Raw genomic sequence first — 16,790 nt, 5'->3', positions numbered from 1 at the left:
AATGCAGCGCAGCAAGATCTACCGCAAGGCCGCCGAGGTCATCGACCGGTCGAAGTTCTACACCCCGGCCGAGGCTGTCAAGATCGCCAAGGACACCACCAGCACCAAGTTCGACGCCACGGTCGAGGTCGCCATGCGCCTCGGCGTCGACCCCCGCAAGGCGGACCAGATGGTCCGCGGCGTGGTCAACCTGCCGCACGGCACCGGTAAGACCGCCCGCGTGATCGTCTTCGCCTCCGGCGCGAAGGCCGAGGAGGCCGTCGCCGCGGGTGCGGACGAGGTGGGCACCGACGAGCTCGTGGCCCGCATCCAGGGTGGCTGGCTCGACTTCGACGCGGCGATCGCCACCCCGGACCAGATGGCCAAGATCGGCCGGATCGCGCGGATCCTGGGCCCGCGCGGTCTCATGCCGAACCCGAAGACCGGCACGGTGACCATGGACGTCACCAAGGCCGTCTCGGACATCAAGGGTGGCAAGATCACCTTCCGGGTGGACAAGCACTCCAACCTCCACCTGATCATCGGCAAGGCCTCGTTCTCCGAGAGCCAGCTGATCGACAACTACGCCGCGGTCCTCGACGAGGTGCTGCGGGCGAAGCCGTCGGCGGCGAAGGGCAAGTACCTCAAGAAGGTCACCCTCACCACCACGATGGGCCCGGGTGTGCCGGTCGACCCGAACATCGTGAAGAACCTGCAGGAGGCCTCGGCCGAGGGCTGAGCGCAACTGCCTCGACGGGGCCCCGCCACGATTTCCGTGGCGGGGCCCCGTCCGTCTCTCCCGGGGGCGGTGAGAGGGCGATGACGGCCGTGGCCGCGCCCCATCGCGTGCCGGTCGCGCCCCGGTCGGGTGTCGGTGGGTCCCGTCCGCTGCCGGGCAGTGACCGGGCGCACCCTGGGGCGATTTGGTGGTCCCGGGGCGGGTCGCGTAACCTTTGCCGCGAAGTACCACCCAGAGACCGCTGGTCACCGTGCTCCGGCACGGTCGAAGGTCCCGCTTCGACGGGCGACCCGCGCAGGGCGGCAAGCGAAAATTCGGCTGTGGTTCCCGTGGTCCGCCGACTGCGGTGCGTCCGGCCAGCCCTCGCCCCGCGCGCCCTGCGCCGGGGCTTTTCTCGTTGTCGCGGTTCCCTCCGGTGCCGGAAAGCCCGCTGGCTTCCCGGTGCGCCAGCCTGGAGCAACGAGAGAGGAGGGACATGGCGGACAAGCCGATCCGGGCCGACAAGGCCACGGCCGTCGTTGAGTTGACCGACAGCTTCCGCACTGCGGGCGCTACGGTGCTGACCGAATACCGTGGTCTGACGGTTTCCCAGCTCACCCAGCTGCGGCGCTCGCTCGGCAAGGAGACCACCTACACGGTCGCGAAGAACACGCTGGCGAAGCGTGCCGCGGCCGACGCGGGCATCTCCGGCCTCGACGAGCTGTTCACCGGTCCTACCGCGCTGACTTTCGTTTCGGGCGACGTCGTCGAGGCGGCGAAGGGCCTTCGCGACTTCGCGAAGGCCAACCCGAAGCTCGTCATCAAGGGCGGCGTCTTCGAGGGCAAGGCCATCACTGCGGCCGAGGTCACGAAGCTTGCCGACCTGGAGTCCCGCGAGGTGCTGCTGGCCAAGCTGGCCGGCGCGATGAAGGGCAACCTGAGCAAGGCCGCGGCCCTGTTCCAGGCTCCGCTCTCCAAGGCTGCCCGCGCGGCAGCCGCCCTGGCGGACAAGAAGCGCGAGCAGGAGGGCGCCGAGGCGGCCTGAGGCTGTCTGCGGCGCACCCACGTTCTTAGTCAAACCTTACGAAAGGACGCCAGATATGGCGAAGCTCAGCACCGACGAGCTGCTCGACGCGTTCAAGGAGATGACGCTGATCGAGCTCTCCGAGTTCGTGAAGCAGTTCGAGGAGACCTTCGAGGTCACCGCCGCGGCGCCGGTCGCCGTCGCCGGCCCGGCCGGCCCGGGTGGCACGGCCGCCCCGGTCGAGGAGGAGAAGGACGAGTTCGACGTCGTCCTCGAGGCCGACGGTGGCAAGAAGATCCAGGTCATCAAGGTCGTGCGTGAGCTGACCGGCCTGGGCCTCAAGGAGGCCAAGGACGCGGTCGAGTCCGCGCCGAAGGCCATCCTGGAGAAGGTCAACAAGGAGACCGCCGAGAAGGCCAAGGCGAAGCTCGAGGGCGAAGGCGCCAAGGTCACCCTCAAGTAGTTGAGGAACCGGGCGCGTCTCCGGTGTACGTGAGCCGGAGCACTTTTCCCCGCGGCGGGCGACGATCCACGACTGGGTCGTCGCCCGCCGTGTTCGTGTTGGAACGCGCGGCAACGGCGTGAGCAGGGCGTGGACCTTCGCCGCCGGGTCGCGCGTCGCCGGCGGTGGGGTTCCCGGCGCTGGGAAACCCGCTGGATGGGCTGGGCCAGCCCTTGACGCGGCCCTCGCTGCCAGGCACGCTGACACCAGCAAGACCTCCGCGCTTGCAACGGCCATCTCGTGGGTATTGGCAGCGGCGGCACCAACGGCCGCCGCAACCTGTGAGGTTCCGTGGGTCCGCCGCGTTCCGAGCGGCCCGGGTCAGCCCCCGTTTTCGGGGCCCCGAGGCACGTTCCGCGACGACCTGCGGGTTGGGCTGGACAGCGGTTAGCCTCTCGGCTACACTGCTAGTTTGCGCTGCCTTCCGCCTTGAGCCCTGCGCGGAAATGTCCGATTGTGGATATTTCTGGTGGGGTCATTGGAGTGCACGCGTACCAGCCGTTCTGCAGCACCGGTCCTCGGAAGGACGCATCTTGGCAGCTTCCCGCCCTGCGAAGACCAGTCGTACGTCGAGCGCTTTCGCGCCCCGCCGAGTTTCTTTCGGCAGGATCACCGAACACCTCGAGGTCCCCAACCTCCTCGCCATTCAGAACGAGTCCTTCGACTGGCTCGTCGGCAACGAGGCTTGGCAGGGCCGGTCGGCGGACGACCCGCACGCACGCTCGGGTCTCGCGGAGATCCTCGACGAGATCAGTCCCATTGAGGACTTCTCCGGCACCATGTCGCTGTCTTTCTCAGCGCCGCGCTTCGACGAGGTCAAGGCCTCGATCGAGGAGTGCAAGGAGAAGGACCTGACCTACTGCGCCCCGCTGTTCGTGACGGCGGAGTTCACCAACAACACCACTGGCGAGATCAAGAGCCAGACGGTGTTCATGGGTGACTTCCCGATGATGACGTCCAAGGGCACCTTCATCATCAACGGCACCGAGCGGGTCGTGGTCAGCCAGCTCGTCCGCTCCCCGGGCGTGTACTTCTCGAAGGAGCCGGACAAGACCTCCGACCGCGACCTCTCCAGCGTCAAGGTCATCCCGAGCCGGGGTGCCTGGCTGGAGTTCGACATCGACAAGCGCGACACGGTCGGTGTGCGCATCGACCGCAAGCGTCGGCAGGCCGTCACCGTCCTGCTCAAGGCCATCGGTTGGTCCGCCGAGCGGATCCGCGAGAAGTTCGGCTGGTCCGAGCTGCTGATGACCACGCTCGAGAAGGACCACATCGCCGGCCAGGACGAGGCGCTGCTAGACATCTACCGCAAGCTGCGCCCTGGCGAGCCGCCGACCCGCGAGAACGCCCAGACCCTGCTCGACAACCTCTTCTTCAACCCGAAGCGGTACGACGTCGCCAAGGTCGGGCGCTACAAGTTCAACAAGAAGCTCGAAGTCGGCGTGCCGATCACCACCGGCACGCTGACCGAGGACGACATCGTCGCCACCGTGGAATACCTCTGCCGGCTGCACGCCGGTGAGGAGGGCTACGAGGCCGACGACATCGACCACTTCGGCAACCGGCGGTTGCGCACGGTGGGCGAGCTGATCCAGAACCAGGTCCGGGTCGGCCTGTCCCGGATGGAGCGGGTCGTCCGCGAGCGGATGACCACCCAGGACGTCGAGGCGATCACGCCGCAGACCCTGATCAACATCCGCCCGGTGGTGGCGGCGATCAAGGAGTTCTTCGGCACCTCGCAGCTGTCCCAGTTCATGGACCAGACCAACCCGCTGGCGGGCCTGACCCACCGGCGCCGGCTGAGCGCGCTCGGCCCGGGTGGTCTGTCCCGGGAGCGGGCCGGCTTCGAGGTCCGCGACGTGCACCCGTCGCACTACGGTCGGATGTGCCCGATCGAGACGCCGGAAGGCCCGAACATCGGCCTGATCGGCGCGCTCTCCACCTTCGCCCGGGTCAACCCGTTCGGCTTCATCGAGACGCCGTACCGGAAGGTCGTCGAGGGTCGGGTCACCGACCAGATCGACTACCTGACCGCGGACGAGGAGGACCGGTTCGTCAAGGCGCAGGCCAACGCGCCGTTGAAGGCCGACGGCACCTTCGCCGAAGAGCGGGTCCTGTGTCGTCGTAAGGGCGGTGAGACCGAGGACGTGGTCCCCGGCGCCGTCGACTACATGGACGTCTCGCCGCGGCAGATGACCTCGGTCGCGACCGCGATGATCCCGTTCCTCGAGCACGACGACGCCAACCGGGCACTGATGGGCGCGAACATGCAGCGCCAGGCGGTGCCGCTGGTCAAGGCCGAGGCGCCGCTGGTCGGCACCGGCATGGAATACCGTGCCGCCGTCGACGCCGGCGACGTGGTCGTGGCTGAGGTCGGCGGGGTCATCGAGGACCTCTGCGCCGACTACATCACCATCCACCAGGACGACGGCCACCGCCGCACGTACCTGCTGCACAAGTTCCGCCGCTCCAACTCCGGCTCCTGCGTCAACCAGAAGCCGGTCGTCTTCGAGGGCTCCCGCGTCGAGGCCGGCCAGGTCATCGCCGACGGTCCCTGCACCGACGAGGGCGAGATGGCGCTCGGGCGCAACCTGCTGGTGGCGTTCATGTGCTGGGAGGGCCACAACTACGAGGACGCGATCATCCTGTCGCAGCGCCTCGTGCAGCAGGACGTGCTCACCTCGATCCACATCGAGGAGCACGAGGTCGACGCCCGGGACACCAAGCTCGGCCCGGAGGAGATCACCCGCGACATCCCGAACGTCAGCGAGGAGATGCTCGCCGACCTCGACGAGCGCGGGATCATCCGGATCGGTGCCGAGGTCGTCACCGGCGACATCCTGGTCGGCAAGGTCACGCCGAAGGGCGAGACCGAGCTGACCCCGGAGGAGCGGCTGCTCCGCGCGATCTTCGGTGAGAAGGCGCGCGAGGTCCGTGACACCTCGCTGAAGGTGCCGCACGGTGAGAGCGGCACGGTCATCGGGGTGCGGACCTTCTCCCGCGAGGACGGCGACGAGCTGCCGCCGGGCGTCAACGAGCTGGTCCGGGTCTACGTGGCCCAGAAGCGGAAGATCCAGGACGGCGACAAGCTCGCCGGCCGGCACGGTAACAAGGGCGTCATCTCCAAGATCCTCCCGATCGAGGACATGCCGTTCCTGGAGGACGGGACCCCCGTCGACATCGTGCTCAACCCGCTGGGTGTGCCGTCCCGGATGAACATCGGTCAGGTCCTGGAGACCCACCTCGGGTGGGTGGCCAAGACCGGCTGGAGCGTGGACGGCGACGACACCGACTGGAAGCGCCAGCTGCGTTCCATCGAGGCGCACGAGTCCGTGCCGGACACCAACGTGGCCACTCCGGTCTTCGACGGTGCCCGCGAGGAGGAGATCTCCGGTCTGCTCTCGTCGACCCTGCCCAACCGGGACGGCAAGCAGCTGATCGGCTCCTCCGGCAAGGCGCAGTTGTTCGACGGTCGCTCCGGTGAGCCGCTGCCGGACCCGATCGCGGTCGGCTACATCTACATCCTGAAGCTCAACCACCTGGTCGATGACAAGATCCACGCTCGGGCGACGGGTCCGTACTCGATGATCACGCAGCAGCCGCTGGGTGGTAAGGCGCAGTTCGGTGGCCAGCGTTTCGGCGAGATGGAGTGCTGGGCGATGCAGGCGTACGGCGCCGCGTACGCCCTGCAGGAGCTGCTGACCATCAAGTCCGACGACGTGCTGGGCCGGGTCAAGGTCTACGAGGCGATCGTCAAGGGCGAGAACATCCCGGAGCCGGGCATCCCGGAGTCGTTCAAGGTGCTGCTCAAGGAGCTGCAGTCGCTGTGCCTCAACGTCGAGGTGCTCTCCAGCGACGGCGTGGCCCTGGAGATGCGCGAGACCGACGACGAGGTGTTCCGGGCCGCGGAGGAGCTGGGCATCGACCTGTCCCGGCGCGAGCCGAGCTCGGTCGAAGAGGTCTGAGGTGGTGGTTCGGGGCAGGGTGACCCGCACGGGGGTCGAGCCTGGCCGTCCGGCGCGGGTCACCCCGCCCCGGACCCCACTGGTTAGCTAGCAGTACAGACGACGACATAGGGGACATAGTGCTCGACGTCAACTTCTTCGACGAGCTACGGATCGGTCTCGCCACCGCCGACGACATCCGTCAGTGGTCGCACGGCGAGGTCAAGAAGCCCGAGACGATCAACTACCGCACGCTCAAGCCGGAAAAGGACGGGCTCTTCTGCGAGAAGATCTTCGGTCCGCAGCGGGACTGGGAGTGCTACTGCGGTAAGTACAAGCGGGTCCGGTTCAAGGGCATCATCTGCGAGCGCTGCGGCGTCGAGGTGACCCGCTCCAAGGTCCGCCGCGAGCGGATGGGTCACATCGAGCTGGCCGCCCCGGTGACCCACATCTGGTACTTCAAGGGCGTGCCGAGCCGGCTGGGCTACCTGCTGGACCTCGCCCCCAAGGACCTCGAAAAGATCATCTACTTCGCCTCGTACGTCGTGACGAGCGTGGACGCCGACTCGCGTCACCGCGACCTCTCGACCATCGAGAACGAGATCCTCGCCGAGAAGCGGCAGTCCGAGAACAGCCGCGACTCGGAGATCGAGAAGCGCGCCGCCAAGCTCGAGGCCGACCTGGCCGAGCTGGAGGCCGAGGGCGCGAAGGCGGACGTCCGGCGCAAGGTCAAGGAGGGCGGAGAGCGCGAGATGCGCCAGATCCGCGACCGGGCCCAGCGCGAGATCGACCGCCTGGACGAGGTGCTCGACACCTTCCGCAAGCTGGAGCCGAAGCAGCTCGTCACCGACGAGCTGCTCTACCGCGAGCTGCGCGACCGCTTCGGCGAGTACTTCACCGGCAGCATGGGCGCCGAGGCCATCAAGGCCCTGGTGCAGAACATGGACCTCGACGCCGAGGCCGAGAGCCTGCGCGAGACCATCCGCTCCGGCAAGGGCCAGCGCAAGATCCGCGCGCTCAAGCGCCTCAAGGTCGTCGCGGCGTTCCTGAACACCCGCAACTCGCCCCTGGGCATGGTGCTGGACTGCGTCCCGGTCATCCCGCCGGACCTGCGCCCGATGGTGCAGCTCGACGGTGGCCGCTTCGCGACCTCCGACCTGAACGACCTGTACCGCCGCGTGATCAACCGGAACAACCGCCTCAAGCGACTGATCGACCTCGGCGCGCCGGAGATCATCGTCAACAACGAGAAGCGGATGCTCCAGGAGGCCGTCGACGCGCTCTTCGACAACGGCCGTCGAGGCCGGCCGGTCACCGGCCCGGGTAACCGCCCGCTCAAGTCGCTCTCCGACATGCTCAAGGGCAAGCAGGGCCGGTTCCGGCAGAACCTGCTCGGCAAGCGCGTCGACTACTCCGGCCGTTCGGTCATCGTGGTCGGCCCGAAGCTGAAGCTGCACCAGTGCGGCCTGCCCAAGCAGATGGCGCTGGAGCTGTTCAAGCCGTTCGTGATGAAGCGGCTGGTCGACCTGAACCACGCGCAGAACATCAAGTCCGCCAAGCGGATGGTGGAGCGCCAGCGGCCGGTCGTGTGGGACGTGCTGGAAGAGGTCATCGGGGAGCACCCGGTGCTGCTCAACCGCGCGCCGACCCTGCACCGGCTGGGCATCCAGGCCTTCGAGCCGCAGCTGGTCGAGGGCAAGGCCATCCAGATCCACCCGCTGGTCTGCACCGCGTTCAACGCCGACTTCGACGGTGACCAGATGGCGGTGCACGTGCCGCTGTCGGCCGAGGCCCAGGCCGAGGCGCGGATCCTGATGCTGTCGTCGAACAACATCCTCAAGCCGGCCGACGGCAAGCCGGTCACCATGCCGACCCAGGACATGGTCATCGGTCTCTACCACCTCACCCACCAGCGGGCCGGTGAGAAGGGCGAGGGTCGGGCGTTCAGCTCCGACGCCGAGGCGCGGATGGCCTTCGACGCCGGCGAGCTGCACCTGCAGGCGCCGGTGAAGATCCGCCTGCGCGGGCTGGTCGGGGTCGACAACGGCAACGGCGCCGAGCCGTGGGTCGGTCCGGAGGGCTGGGTCGAGGGTGACGCGCTCACCGTCGACACCACGCTGGGCCGGGTGCTGTTCAACGAGACGCTGCCCCAGGGGTACCGCTTCGTCAACTACGAGATCCGCAAGGGTCAGCTCTCCGCGATCGTCAACGACCTCGCCGAGCGTTTCCCGAAGGTGGCCCTCGCGGCGACCCTCGACGGGCTCAAGGAGGCCGGTTTCCACTGGGCCACCTGGTCCGGCGTGACGATCGGCATGGAGGACGTCATCGCTCCGCCGCGCAAGCGGGAGATCCTGGAGAAGTACGAGAAGGAAGCCGACCGGATCGACAAGCAGTACCAGCGGGGCCTGATGACCGCCGAGGAGCGTCGCGGCGAGCTCATCGAGATCTGGACCAAGGCGACCAACGAGGTCGCCAAGGAGATGGACACCGCGCTGCCGCAGGAGAACCCGCTGTGGAAGATGATCAACTCGGGTGCCCGCGGTAACCTGCTCCAGCTCCGCCAGATCGCCGCGATCCGTGGCCTGGTGGCCAACCCGAAGGGTGAGATCATCCCGCGGCCGATCAAGGCCAGCTACCGGGAGGGCCTCTCCGTACTGGAGTACTTCATCTCCACGCACGGTGCCCGTAAGGGTCTGGCCGACACCGCGCTGCGGACCGCCGACTCGGGTTACCTGACCCGTCGTCTGGTGGACGTCTCGCAGGACGTCATCATCCGCGAGGAGGACTGCGGCACCGACCGGGCCATCCCGATGCAGATCGGCGAGCGGCGCGACGGCAAGCTGTACGTCCACGAGCACGCCGAGACCAGCGTGCACGCGCGGACCCTGGCCGACGACATCAAGGGCCCGGACGGCACCGTGGTGGCCGAGCGCGGCCAGGACATCAACTCCATCGGCGTCGACCGGATCGTCGCCGCCGGGGTGGAGACGGTACGGGTGCGCAGCGTGCTCACCTGCGAGTCGAAGCTGGGCGTCTGCGGGGCGTGCTACGGCCGCTCCCTGCCGACCGGCAAGACCGTGGACGTCGGCGAGGCGGTCGGCATCATCGCCGCCCAGTCGATCGGTGAGCCCGGTACGCAGCTGACGATGCGTACGTTCCACACCGGTGGTGTCGCGGGTGAGGACATCACCCAGGGTCTGCCCCGTGTCCAGGAGATCTTCGAGGCCCGGGTCCCGAAGGGCAAGGCGCCCATCGCCGACACCCCCGGCCGGATCCGGATCGAGGACGGCGAGCGGTCGCGGAAGATCATCGTGGTGCCGGACGACGGCTCCGACGAGATCGTCTACGACAAGATCTCCAAGCGGGTCCGGCTGCGGGCCCACGACGGCGATCACGTCGCTGTCGGCGAGAAGCTCACCGAGGGCACCATCGACCCGCACGAGCTGCTGCGGATCATGGGTCCGCGGGCGGTCCAGGTCCACCTGACCAGTGAGGTCCAGGAGGTCTACCGCTCGCAGGGTGTGCTCATCCACGACAAGCACATCGAGATCATCATTCGCCAGATGCTCAAGCGGGTGACGGTCATCGACTCCGGCTCGACCGAGTTCCTGCCGGGCGTGCTGGTCGACCGGGCGCTCTTCGAGTCGGAGAACCGCCGGCTCGTCGGCGAGGGTGGCGAGCCCGCCGCCGGTCGTCCGGTGCTGATGGGTATCACCAAGGCCTCGCTGGCCACGGACTCCTGGCTCTCGGCGGCCTCCTTCCAGGAGACCACCCGGGTGCTGACCGACGCGGCGATCAACTCGCGCAGCGACTCGCTGGTCGGCCTCAAGGAGAACGTGATCATCGGCAAGCTCATCCCGGCCGGTACGGGCATCAGCAAGTACCGCAACGTCCGGGTCGAGCCGACCGAGGAGGCCAAGGCCAAGGTCTACTCGATGACCGGGTACCCGGAGACCGACTACGGGTTCGGGCCGGCCAGCGGGCAGGCCGTGCCGCTGGACGACTTCGACTTCGGGTCGTACCGCTAGGCAGTGTCGTACCGCTAGGCAGTGACGACGAGGCCCCCGGCAGCCGCCGGGGGCCTCGTCGCGTCCGGGGGAGCGGCGGCCTCCGCTCCCGCGGCCGGCCCGACGCCGGGCATGATGGTGGGCATGACGACCGCACCCGGGCAGGTGCCCGTCGCCCAGCAGGGCCAGCGCCATCCGCTCGACCCCGACCCGGTCCGCTCCACCAAGGCCCGCGCGGTGTTCGCCCTCGGCCTGATGGGCGCGCTCACCGGCCTCTTCGTCGGCGGGGTGGTGCCGGCCACGCTCGCCCTCGTGCTGGCCCGGCAGGCCCGCCGCCAGGCGTACGCCTCGGGTGGCTTCCTCACCGGCGGCGCATGGCTGCGCCGGGGGGAGCGGCTGGCCTGGACGGGCCTGCTCCTGGCCGCGACGACCGTGGTGGTGGCGGTGGTCATCGGCCTGGTCCAGACCACCGGGACGTCGTTCGGGCACGACTACGCCCCGGAGGTGGACTGATTCGCCGGCCCCGGGGGGATGCGTGCCCGCCCGCCCACGGGTCGCCGGTGCCGGCGGTAGCCTGGCCGGTGTCCGTCGCGCGGCGGTGGACACCGACCGGCGACAGGAGATCCTCGTGACGGACCCGGCGCGGCCCTCTGGCGACCCGGCGGCGCAGCCGGCCGCGCTCCCGGACCCGGCGGGGCGTAACCCGTGGGCCGCTGCGGACCCGGGCTCCCGCGCCGCACCGGAGGCAATCCCCGGGGCGTACCCGATGCGGGCGTCCTCGTCCGGGGGCCCGGTCGGGGCGTATCCCTCGTCGGGCCCGTACGCCGGTGGCGGCTGGGGCGGGCCGCACGGTCCGGCGGCGGTGCCCCCGCCGCCGAAGGAGGCCCCTGGGCCGCCCAAGCGGGTCGACCCGGTGCCGGGCACGCCCTTCGGCGTGGTGCACCTCGATGTTCCGCCGGTCACGTCCGGGCTCGCCGTCGGCTCGTTGGTGGTCGGTGTCGTCGCGGTCCTGATTTCGCTCCTGGTGGTCTGCCTGGGGGCGATCGCGGGCTCGGACGGGGTCTGGTCCACCGCCCTGTTCGCCGTCCTCGGGGCGCTGGCCGGGGCCGCGGCCGTGGTGGCCGGCCTGCTCGGCAGGCGACAGATCCGTCGCCCCGCGCCCCCGCCCGCGGTGCGCTTCACCGGCAGAGGGCTGGCGGTGGCCGGGATCAGCTGCGGTGGCGCGGGGCTGCTGCTCAGCCTGCTCGGGCTGGGTTTGGCGCTGCTGCTCGGTCTCGGCTGAGCCGACGGCGGGGGCGGGCCGGGCTCCCTGCGGTCGACGGCGTGGGCGGGGCGGGCCGGTGCGCGGTGGCGACCCGGGCGGGTGGTCGGGCTGGTGCGGGGGTGACGGGGCGGATCCGGCGGGAGCCGTTACACTTGGTGCCGTAGGTGCCCATCGCGGATGGGCAGGCGGGACGGATGGGCCGGCGGTGCGCGACGTTGATCTCAGGACCTCTCCGTTTTGACCTGTGCGACTGCGATAGGTACTCTTTCCCCTTGCGCCCGGGCCTGCCCGGGCAACTCGTGTGTGCGGTGATCCCGGTAGACCGGTGATCACGCGGCGACGCGACAGAGCCAAAGACCCGACGTGCGATCGCATGGCGGTGACAGAAATCCGGTGCCTGCGCGCTAGCGGCGGCACCGGGACCGTGAGCCGGGCGACACGCCCGACCGCGGGTGCCGGGGCCTCCGCGAGGCGACCCTGGCCGGAATGTAGTAGAGCCGGTCATCAGGCCGGCTACGAGCAACGGCGCGGCCGCAAAGGCGGCCGAAGGGAGCGGAGAAACCCGGTGCCCACGATCCAGCAGCTGGTCCGAAAGGGCCGCCAGGCCAAGACGACCAAGACCAAGACCCCGGCGCTGAAGGGCAGTCCTCAGCGGCGCGGCGTGTGCACCCGCGTGTACACCACCACCCCCAAGAAGCCGAACTCGGCGCTCCGCAAGGTCGCTCGCGTCAAGCTCAGCAGCCAGATCGAGGTGACCGCCTACATCCCGGGCGTGGGTCACAACCTGCAGGAGCACTCGATCGTGCTCGTCCGCGGCGGCCGGGTGAAGGACCTCCCCGGCGTGCGTTACAAGATCGTTCGCGGTTCGCTGGACACCCAGGGTGTCCGCAACCGCAAGCAGGCGCGCAGCCGTTACGGCGCGAAGAAGGAGAAGAGCTGAGATGCCGCGTAAGGGACCCGCTCCGCGGAAGCCGCTGGTCGCTGACCCGGTGTACAACTCGCCGTTGGTCACCCAGCTGGTGAACAAGATCCTGATGCGCGGCAAGCGTCAGCTCGCCGAGCGCATCGTGTACGCCGCCCTGGAGGGCTGCCGCGAGAAGTCCGGCACCGACCCGGTCGTCACCCTCAAGCGGGCGATGGACAACGTCAAGCCGACCCTCGAGGTGCGCAGCCGCCGCGTCGGTGGCGCCACCTACCAGGTGCCGGTCGAGGTCCGTCCGTCGCGGGCGACCACCCTCGGTCTGCGCTGGCTGGTGACCTACTCCAAGGCCCGTCGCGAGAAGACCATGATCGAGCGGCTGATGAACGAGCTGCTGGACGCGAGCAACGGGCTGGGTGCCGCCGTCAAGCGGCGCGAGGACACGCACAAGATGGCCGAGTCGAACAAGGCCTTCGCGCACTACCGCTGGTAACACATTTGGTTCCGGCGTCCGTCGCGGGCGCCGGAACCATCACCAGTTGAGTCGAGACGACGATAAGTAGGGAATGAAGTGGCCGCCGCAGACGCGCTCGCCAAGGTACGCAACATCGGCATCATGGCGCACATCGATGCCGGTAAGACCACCACCACCGAGCGGATCCTCTTCTACACCGGCATCACGTACAAGATCGGTGAGGTCCACGAGGGCGCCGCCGTCATGGACTGGATGGAGCAGGAGCAGGAGCGTGGTATCACCATCACCTCCGCTGCTACCAAGTGTGAGTGGAAAGACCACACGATCCAGATCATCGACACGCCGGGTCACGTCGACTTCACGGTGGAGGTCGAGCGGTCGCTGCGGGTGCTCGACGGCGCGGTCGCGGTCTACGACGGCGTGGCCGGCGTGGAGCCGCAGACCGAGAACGTCTGGCGGCAGGCCGACAAGTACCACGTCCCGCGGATGTGCTTCGTCAACAAGCTCGACCGCACCGGGGCCGACTTCTTCCGCTGCGTGCAGATGATGATCGACCGGCTCAACGCCACCCCGCTGGTGCTCCAGATCCCGATCGGGCTCGAGGGCGACCACATCGGTGTCGTCGACCTGATCGGCATGCGCGCCCTCACCTGGCGCGGGGAGACCCAGAAGGGTGAGGACTACGCGGTCGAGGAGATCCCGGCCGACCTGGCGGACTCCGCAGCCGAGTGGCGCGAGAAGCTGATGGAGACCCTGGCCGACGTCGACGACTCGGTGATGGAGAAGTACCTGGAGGGCGAGGAGATCTCCGTCGAGGAGATCAAGGCCGCCATCCGGCGGGCCACCATCGCCAGCAAGGCCAACCCGGTGCTCTGCGGCTCGGCGTTCAAGAACAAGGGCGTCCAGCCCATGCTCGACGCCGTGGTCGACTTCCTGCCGTCGCCGCTGGACGTCCCCGCGATCGAGGGCACGGCCACCGACGGTGAGACCCCGCTGCTGCGCAAGCCGTCGAAGTCCGAGCCGTTCTCCGGCCTGGCCTTCAAGATCCAGACGGACAAGCACCTCGGCAAGCTCACCTACGTCCGGGTCTACTCCGGCCTGCTCGAATCCGGCTCCCAGGTGGTCAACTCCACCAAGGACCGCAAGGAGCGGATCGGCAAGATCTACCAGATGCACGCCAACAAGCGGGAAGAGCGTCCGACGGCGCAGGCCGGCGACATCATCGCGGTGCAGGGTCTCAAGCAGACCACCACCGGCGACACGCTCTCCGACCCGGCGAACCCGGTGATCCTGGAGTCGATGACCTTCCCGGAGCCGGTCATCTCGGTGGCGATCGAGCCGAAGACCAAGTCCGACCAGGAGAAGCTCGGCACCGCGATCCAGCGGCTGGCCGAGGAGGACCCGACCTTCCGGGTCCGCCTCGACGAGGAGACCGGTCAGACGGTCATCTCCGGCATGGGCGAGCTGCACCTGGACATCCTGGTCGACCGGATGCGCCGCGAGTTCAACGTCGAGGCGAACGTCGGCAAGCCGCAGGTGGCGTACCGCGAGACCATCCGCCGCAAGGTGGACAAGGTCGAGTACACCCACAAGAAGCAGACCGGTGGTTCCGGCCAGTACGCGCGGGTCATCGTGAGCATCGAGCCGCTGCCGCTGGACAACGACTCGCCGACCTACGAGTTCGCGAACGCCGTCAGCGGTGGCCGCATCCCCCGGGAGTTCATCCCGTCGGTGGACGCGGGCGCCCAGGACGCGATGCAGTACGGCATCCTCGCCGGCTTCCCGCTGGTCGGCGTCAAGCTGACGCTGCTGGACGGCCAGTACCACGAGGTCGACTCCTCGGAAATGGCATTCAAGATCGCCGGCTCGATGGTGATGAAGGACGCGGCCCGCCGGGCCGATCCCGCGCTGCTCGAGCCGATGATGGCCGTTGAGGTCACCACTCCCGAGGAGAACATGGGTGACGTCATCGGCGACCTCAACTCCCGGCGTGGCATCATCCAGGCGATGGAGGAGCGCAGCGGCGCCCGCATCGTGAAGGCTCTGGTGCCGTTGTCGGAGATGTTCGGCTACGTCGGCGACCTGCGGTCGAAGACCCAGGGCCGGGCTAGCTACAGCATGCAGTTCGACTCCTACGCCGAGGTTCCGCAGAGCGTGGCGAAGGAGATCATCGCCAAGGCGACGGGCGAGTGACGCTCGCCTGAGCAAGGATGATCCGAGGCTGGTCGCGGGAGGGTATCCCGCCCGCGGCCACCTCGGTCGGATCGCGTGAGACCGGGCCTGTAGGCTTCACCGCCGCAGAACCCACCATAAGCTCTCCGGCTCGCAAGGCCGGAAAGGCTGTCGACAGAGTCCTAGACGCCGACCTGGCGTGCCGGGGCGAATGAACCAAGAAGTCCACAGGAGGACACCAGTGGCGAAGGCTAAGTTCGAGCGGACTAAGCCGCACGTCAACATCGGCACCATTGGTCACATCGACCACGGTAAGACGACGCTGACGGCGGCCATCACCAAGGTCCTGCACGACCAGTTCCCGGACCTGAACCCCTACACGCCGTTCGACCAGATCGACAAGGCGCCGGAGGAGAAGGCCCGCGGCATCACGATCTCGATCGCGCACGTCGAGTACCAGACCGAGGCGCGGCACTACGCGCACGTCGACTGCCCCGGTCACGCCGACTACATCAAGAACATGATCACCGGTGCCGCGCAGATGGACGGCGCGATCCTGGTGGTCGCGGCGACCGACGGCCCGATGCCGCAGACCCGTGAGCACGTGCTGCTGGCCCGTCAGGTCGGTGTGCCGTACATCGTCGTGGCGCTCAACAAGAGCGACATGGTCGACGACGAGGAGCTCCTGGAGCTCGTCGAGCTCGAGGTCCGTGAGCTGCTCTCCTCCCAGGAGTACCCGGGTGACGACCTGCCGGTCGTGCGGGTCTCGGCGCTGAAGGCCCTCGAGGGTGACCCCGAGTGGACCGAGCGTCTCCTGGAGCTGATGAACGCGGTCGACACCGCGATCCCGCAGCCGGAGCGCGTGATCGACAAGCCGTTCCTGATGCCGGTCGAGGACGTGTTCACGATCACCGGTCGTGGCACCGTCGTCACCGGTCGCGTCGAGCGTGGCGTGCTCCTGCCGAACGAGGACGTCGAGCTCGTCGGCATCAAGGAGAAGGGCTTCAAGACCAAGGTCACCGCGATCGAGATGTTCCGGAAGACCCTGGACGACGCCCGCGCAGGTGAGAACGTCGGCCTGCTGCTGCGTGGCACCAAGCGCGACGAGGTCGAGCGCGGCATGGTCGTGGTGAAGCCGGGCTCCAACACCCCGCACACCGAGTTCGAGGCGACGGTCTACATCCTCTCGAAGGAGGAGGGCGGCCGGCACACCCCGTTCTTCCAGAACTACCGCCCGCAGTTCTACTTCCGCACCACGGACGTCACCGGCGTCGTCACGCTGCCCGAGGGCACCGAGATGGTCATGCCGGGCGACAACACGGCGATGACCGTGAAGCTGATCCAGCCCATCGCGATGGAGGACAACCTCAAGTTCGCGATCCGGGAGGGTGGCCGTACGGTCGGCGCTGGTCGCGTCACCAAGATCATCAAGTGAGCTGGGTAACCCCGATTAGCGTCGTCGCCGAGAGTGCGGCATACTAGTCAGGTTGCGTAACGACAGTTCAGCGCCCGCGTCCGGCCTCGGCTGGACCTCCAGGTAGCAGAACGGTCGCGCGTAGGGTGGTTGGTCTACCCATGGTGGCCAACCACCCTCGCACGGCGTCCGGGTCGCGGTGACGCGATCGGCGTCCTGACCCACCGCGCGGTCAGCGGAGCTCCGGAGTCCCGGGGCGGAGCTTGGTCCGAGGGCGCGACACGCCCGACCGCGGGGGTCGGCGAAAGTGGGCCTGTGCCAGCCGGCGCAGGTGCCCGCAACACAGCGGCATCGAGAGAAGGAACAGAAGCC

General features: G+C 68.5%; 11 protein-coding genes. All 11 read left to right on the top strand.

From position 1 onward, the window contains the following. The first annotated feature begins 1 nt into the window (after position 1). Complete coding sequence (rplA, locus tag ACLQ2V_RS01930) at positions 2-718, top strand: 50S ribosomal protein L1 (RefSeq protein WP_425716570.1); 717 nt, start codon at positions 2-4, stop codon at positions 716-718. A gap of 475 nt (positions 719-1,193) precedes the next feature. Further along, entirely contained in the window at positions 1,194-1,742 is a 549-nt protein-coding gene (rplJ, locus tag ACLQ2V_RS01925; RefSeq protein ID WP_425716569.1) for a 50S ribosomal protein L10, read from the top strand. 55 nt (positions 1,743-1,797) lie between these two features. Next, positions 1,798-2,184, top strand: coding sequence for a 50S ribosomal protein L7/L12 (rplL, locus tag ACLQ2V_RS01920; protein ID WP_425716568.1), 387 nt, complete (start codon positions 1,798-1,800; stop codon positions 2,182-2,184). Between the two features lie 572 nt (positions 2,185-2,756). After that, positions 2,757-6,188: a DNA-directed RNA polymerase subunit beta gene (locus ACLQ2V_RS01915; protein ID WP_425716567.1), complete on the top strand. Its 3,432-nt coding sequence runs from the start codon at positions 2,757-2,759 to the stop codon at positions 6,186-6,188. Positions 6,189-6,307: 119 nt separating this feature from the next. After that, positions 6,308-10,195 (top strand): DNA-directed RNA polymerase subunit beta', encoded by a 3,888-nt coding sequence (locus tag ACLQ2V_RS01910; RefSeq protein WP_425716566.1) that lies wholly within the window; start codon positions 6,308-6,310, stop codon positions 10,193-10,195. Between the two features lie 123 nt (positions 10,196-10,318). Then, positions 10,319-10,687: a hypothetical protein gene (locus ACLQ2V_RS01905; RefSeq protein ID WP_425716565.1), complete on the top strand. Its 369-nt coding sequence runs from the start codon at positions 10,319-10,321 to the stop codon at positions 10,685-10,687. A gap of 400 nt (positions 10,688-11,087) precedes the next feature. Further along, complete coding sequence (locus ACLQ2V_RS01900) at positions 11,088-11,456, top strand: hypothetical protein (protein WP_425716984.1); 369 nt, start codon at positions 11,088-11,090, stop codon at positions 11,454-11,456. A gap of 547 nt (positions 11,457-12,003) precedes the next feature. Then, positions 12,004-12,378: a 30S ribosomal protein S12 gene (gene rpsL / locus ACLQ2V_RS01895; protein ID WP_007465318.1), complete on the top strand. Its 375-nt coding sequence runs from the start codon at positions 12,004-12,006 to the stop codon at positions 12,376-12,378. A 1-nt stretch (position 12,379) separates the two neighbouring features. Further along, positions 12,380-12,850, top strand: a complete 471-nt coding sequence (gene rpsG, locus ACLQ2V_RS01890) for a 30S ribosomal protein S7 (RefSeq protein WP_067301402.1) — start codon at positions 12,380-12,382, stop codon at positions 12,848-12,850. 78 nt (positions 12,851-12,928) lie between these two features. After that, the gene (gene fusA, locus ACLQ2V_RS01885) at positions 12,929-15,025 is read left to right on the top strand and encodes an elongation factor G (protein ID WP_425716564.1); all 2,097 of its coding nucleotides are present in this window, start codon (positions 12,929-12,931) and stop codon (positions 15,023-15,025) included. Between the two features lie 220 nt (positions 15,026-15,245). Continuing rightward, entirely contained in the window at positions 15,246-16,439 is a 1,194-nt protein-coding gene (tuf, locus tag ACLQ2V_RS01880; RefSeq protein ID WP_425716563.1) for an elongation factor Tu, read from the top strand. Positions 16,440-16,790 lie beyond the last annotated feature (351 nt).

This window comes from Micromonospora sp. DT233, from assembly GCF_049841815.1.
Classification (GTDB): Bacteria; Actinomycetota; Actinomycetes; order Mycobacteriales; family Micromonosporaceae; genus Micromonospora.
The sequence above is the reverse complement of the archived record's forward strand: the minus strand, read 5'-3'. Positions and strand labels throughout refer to the sequence as shown.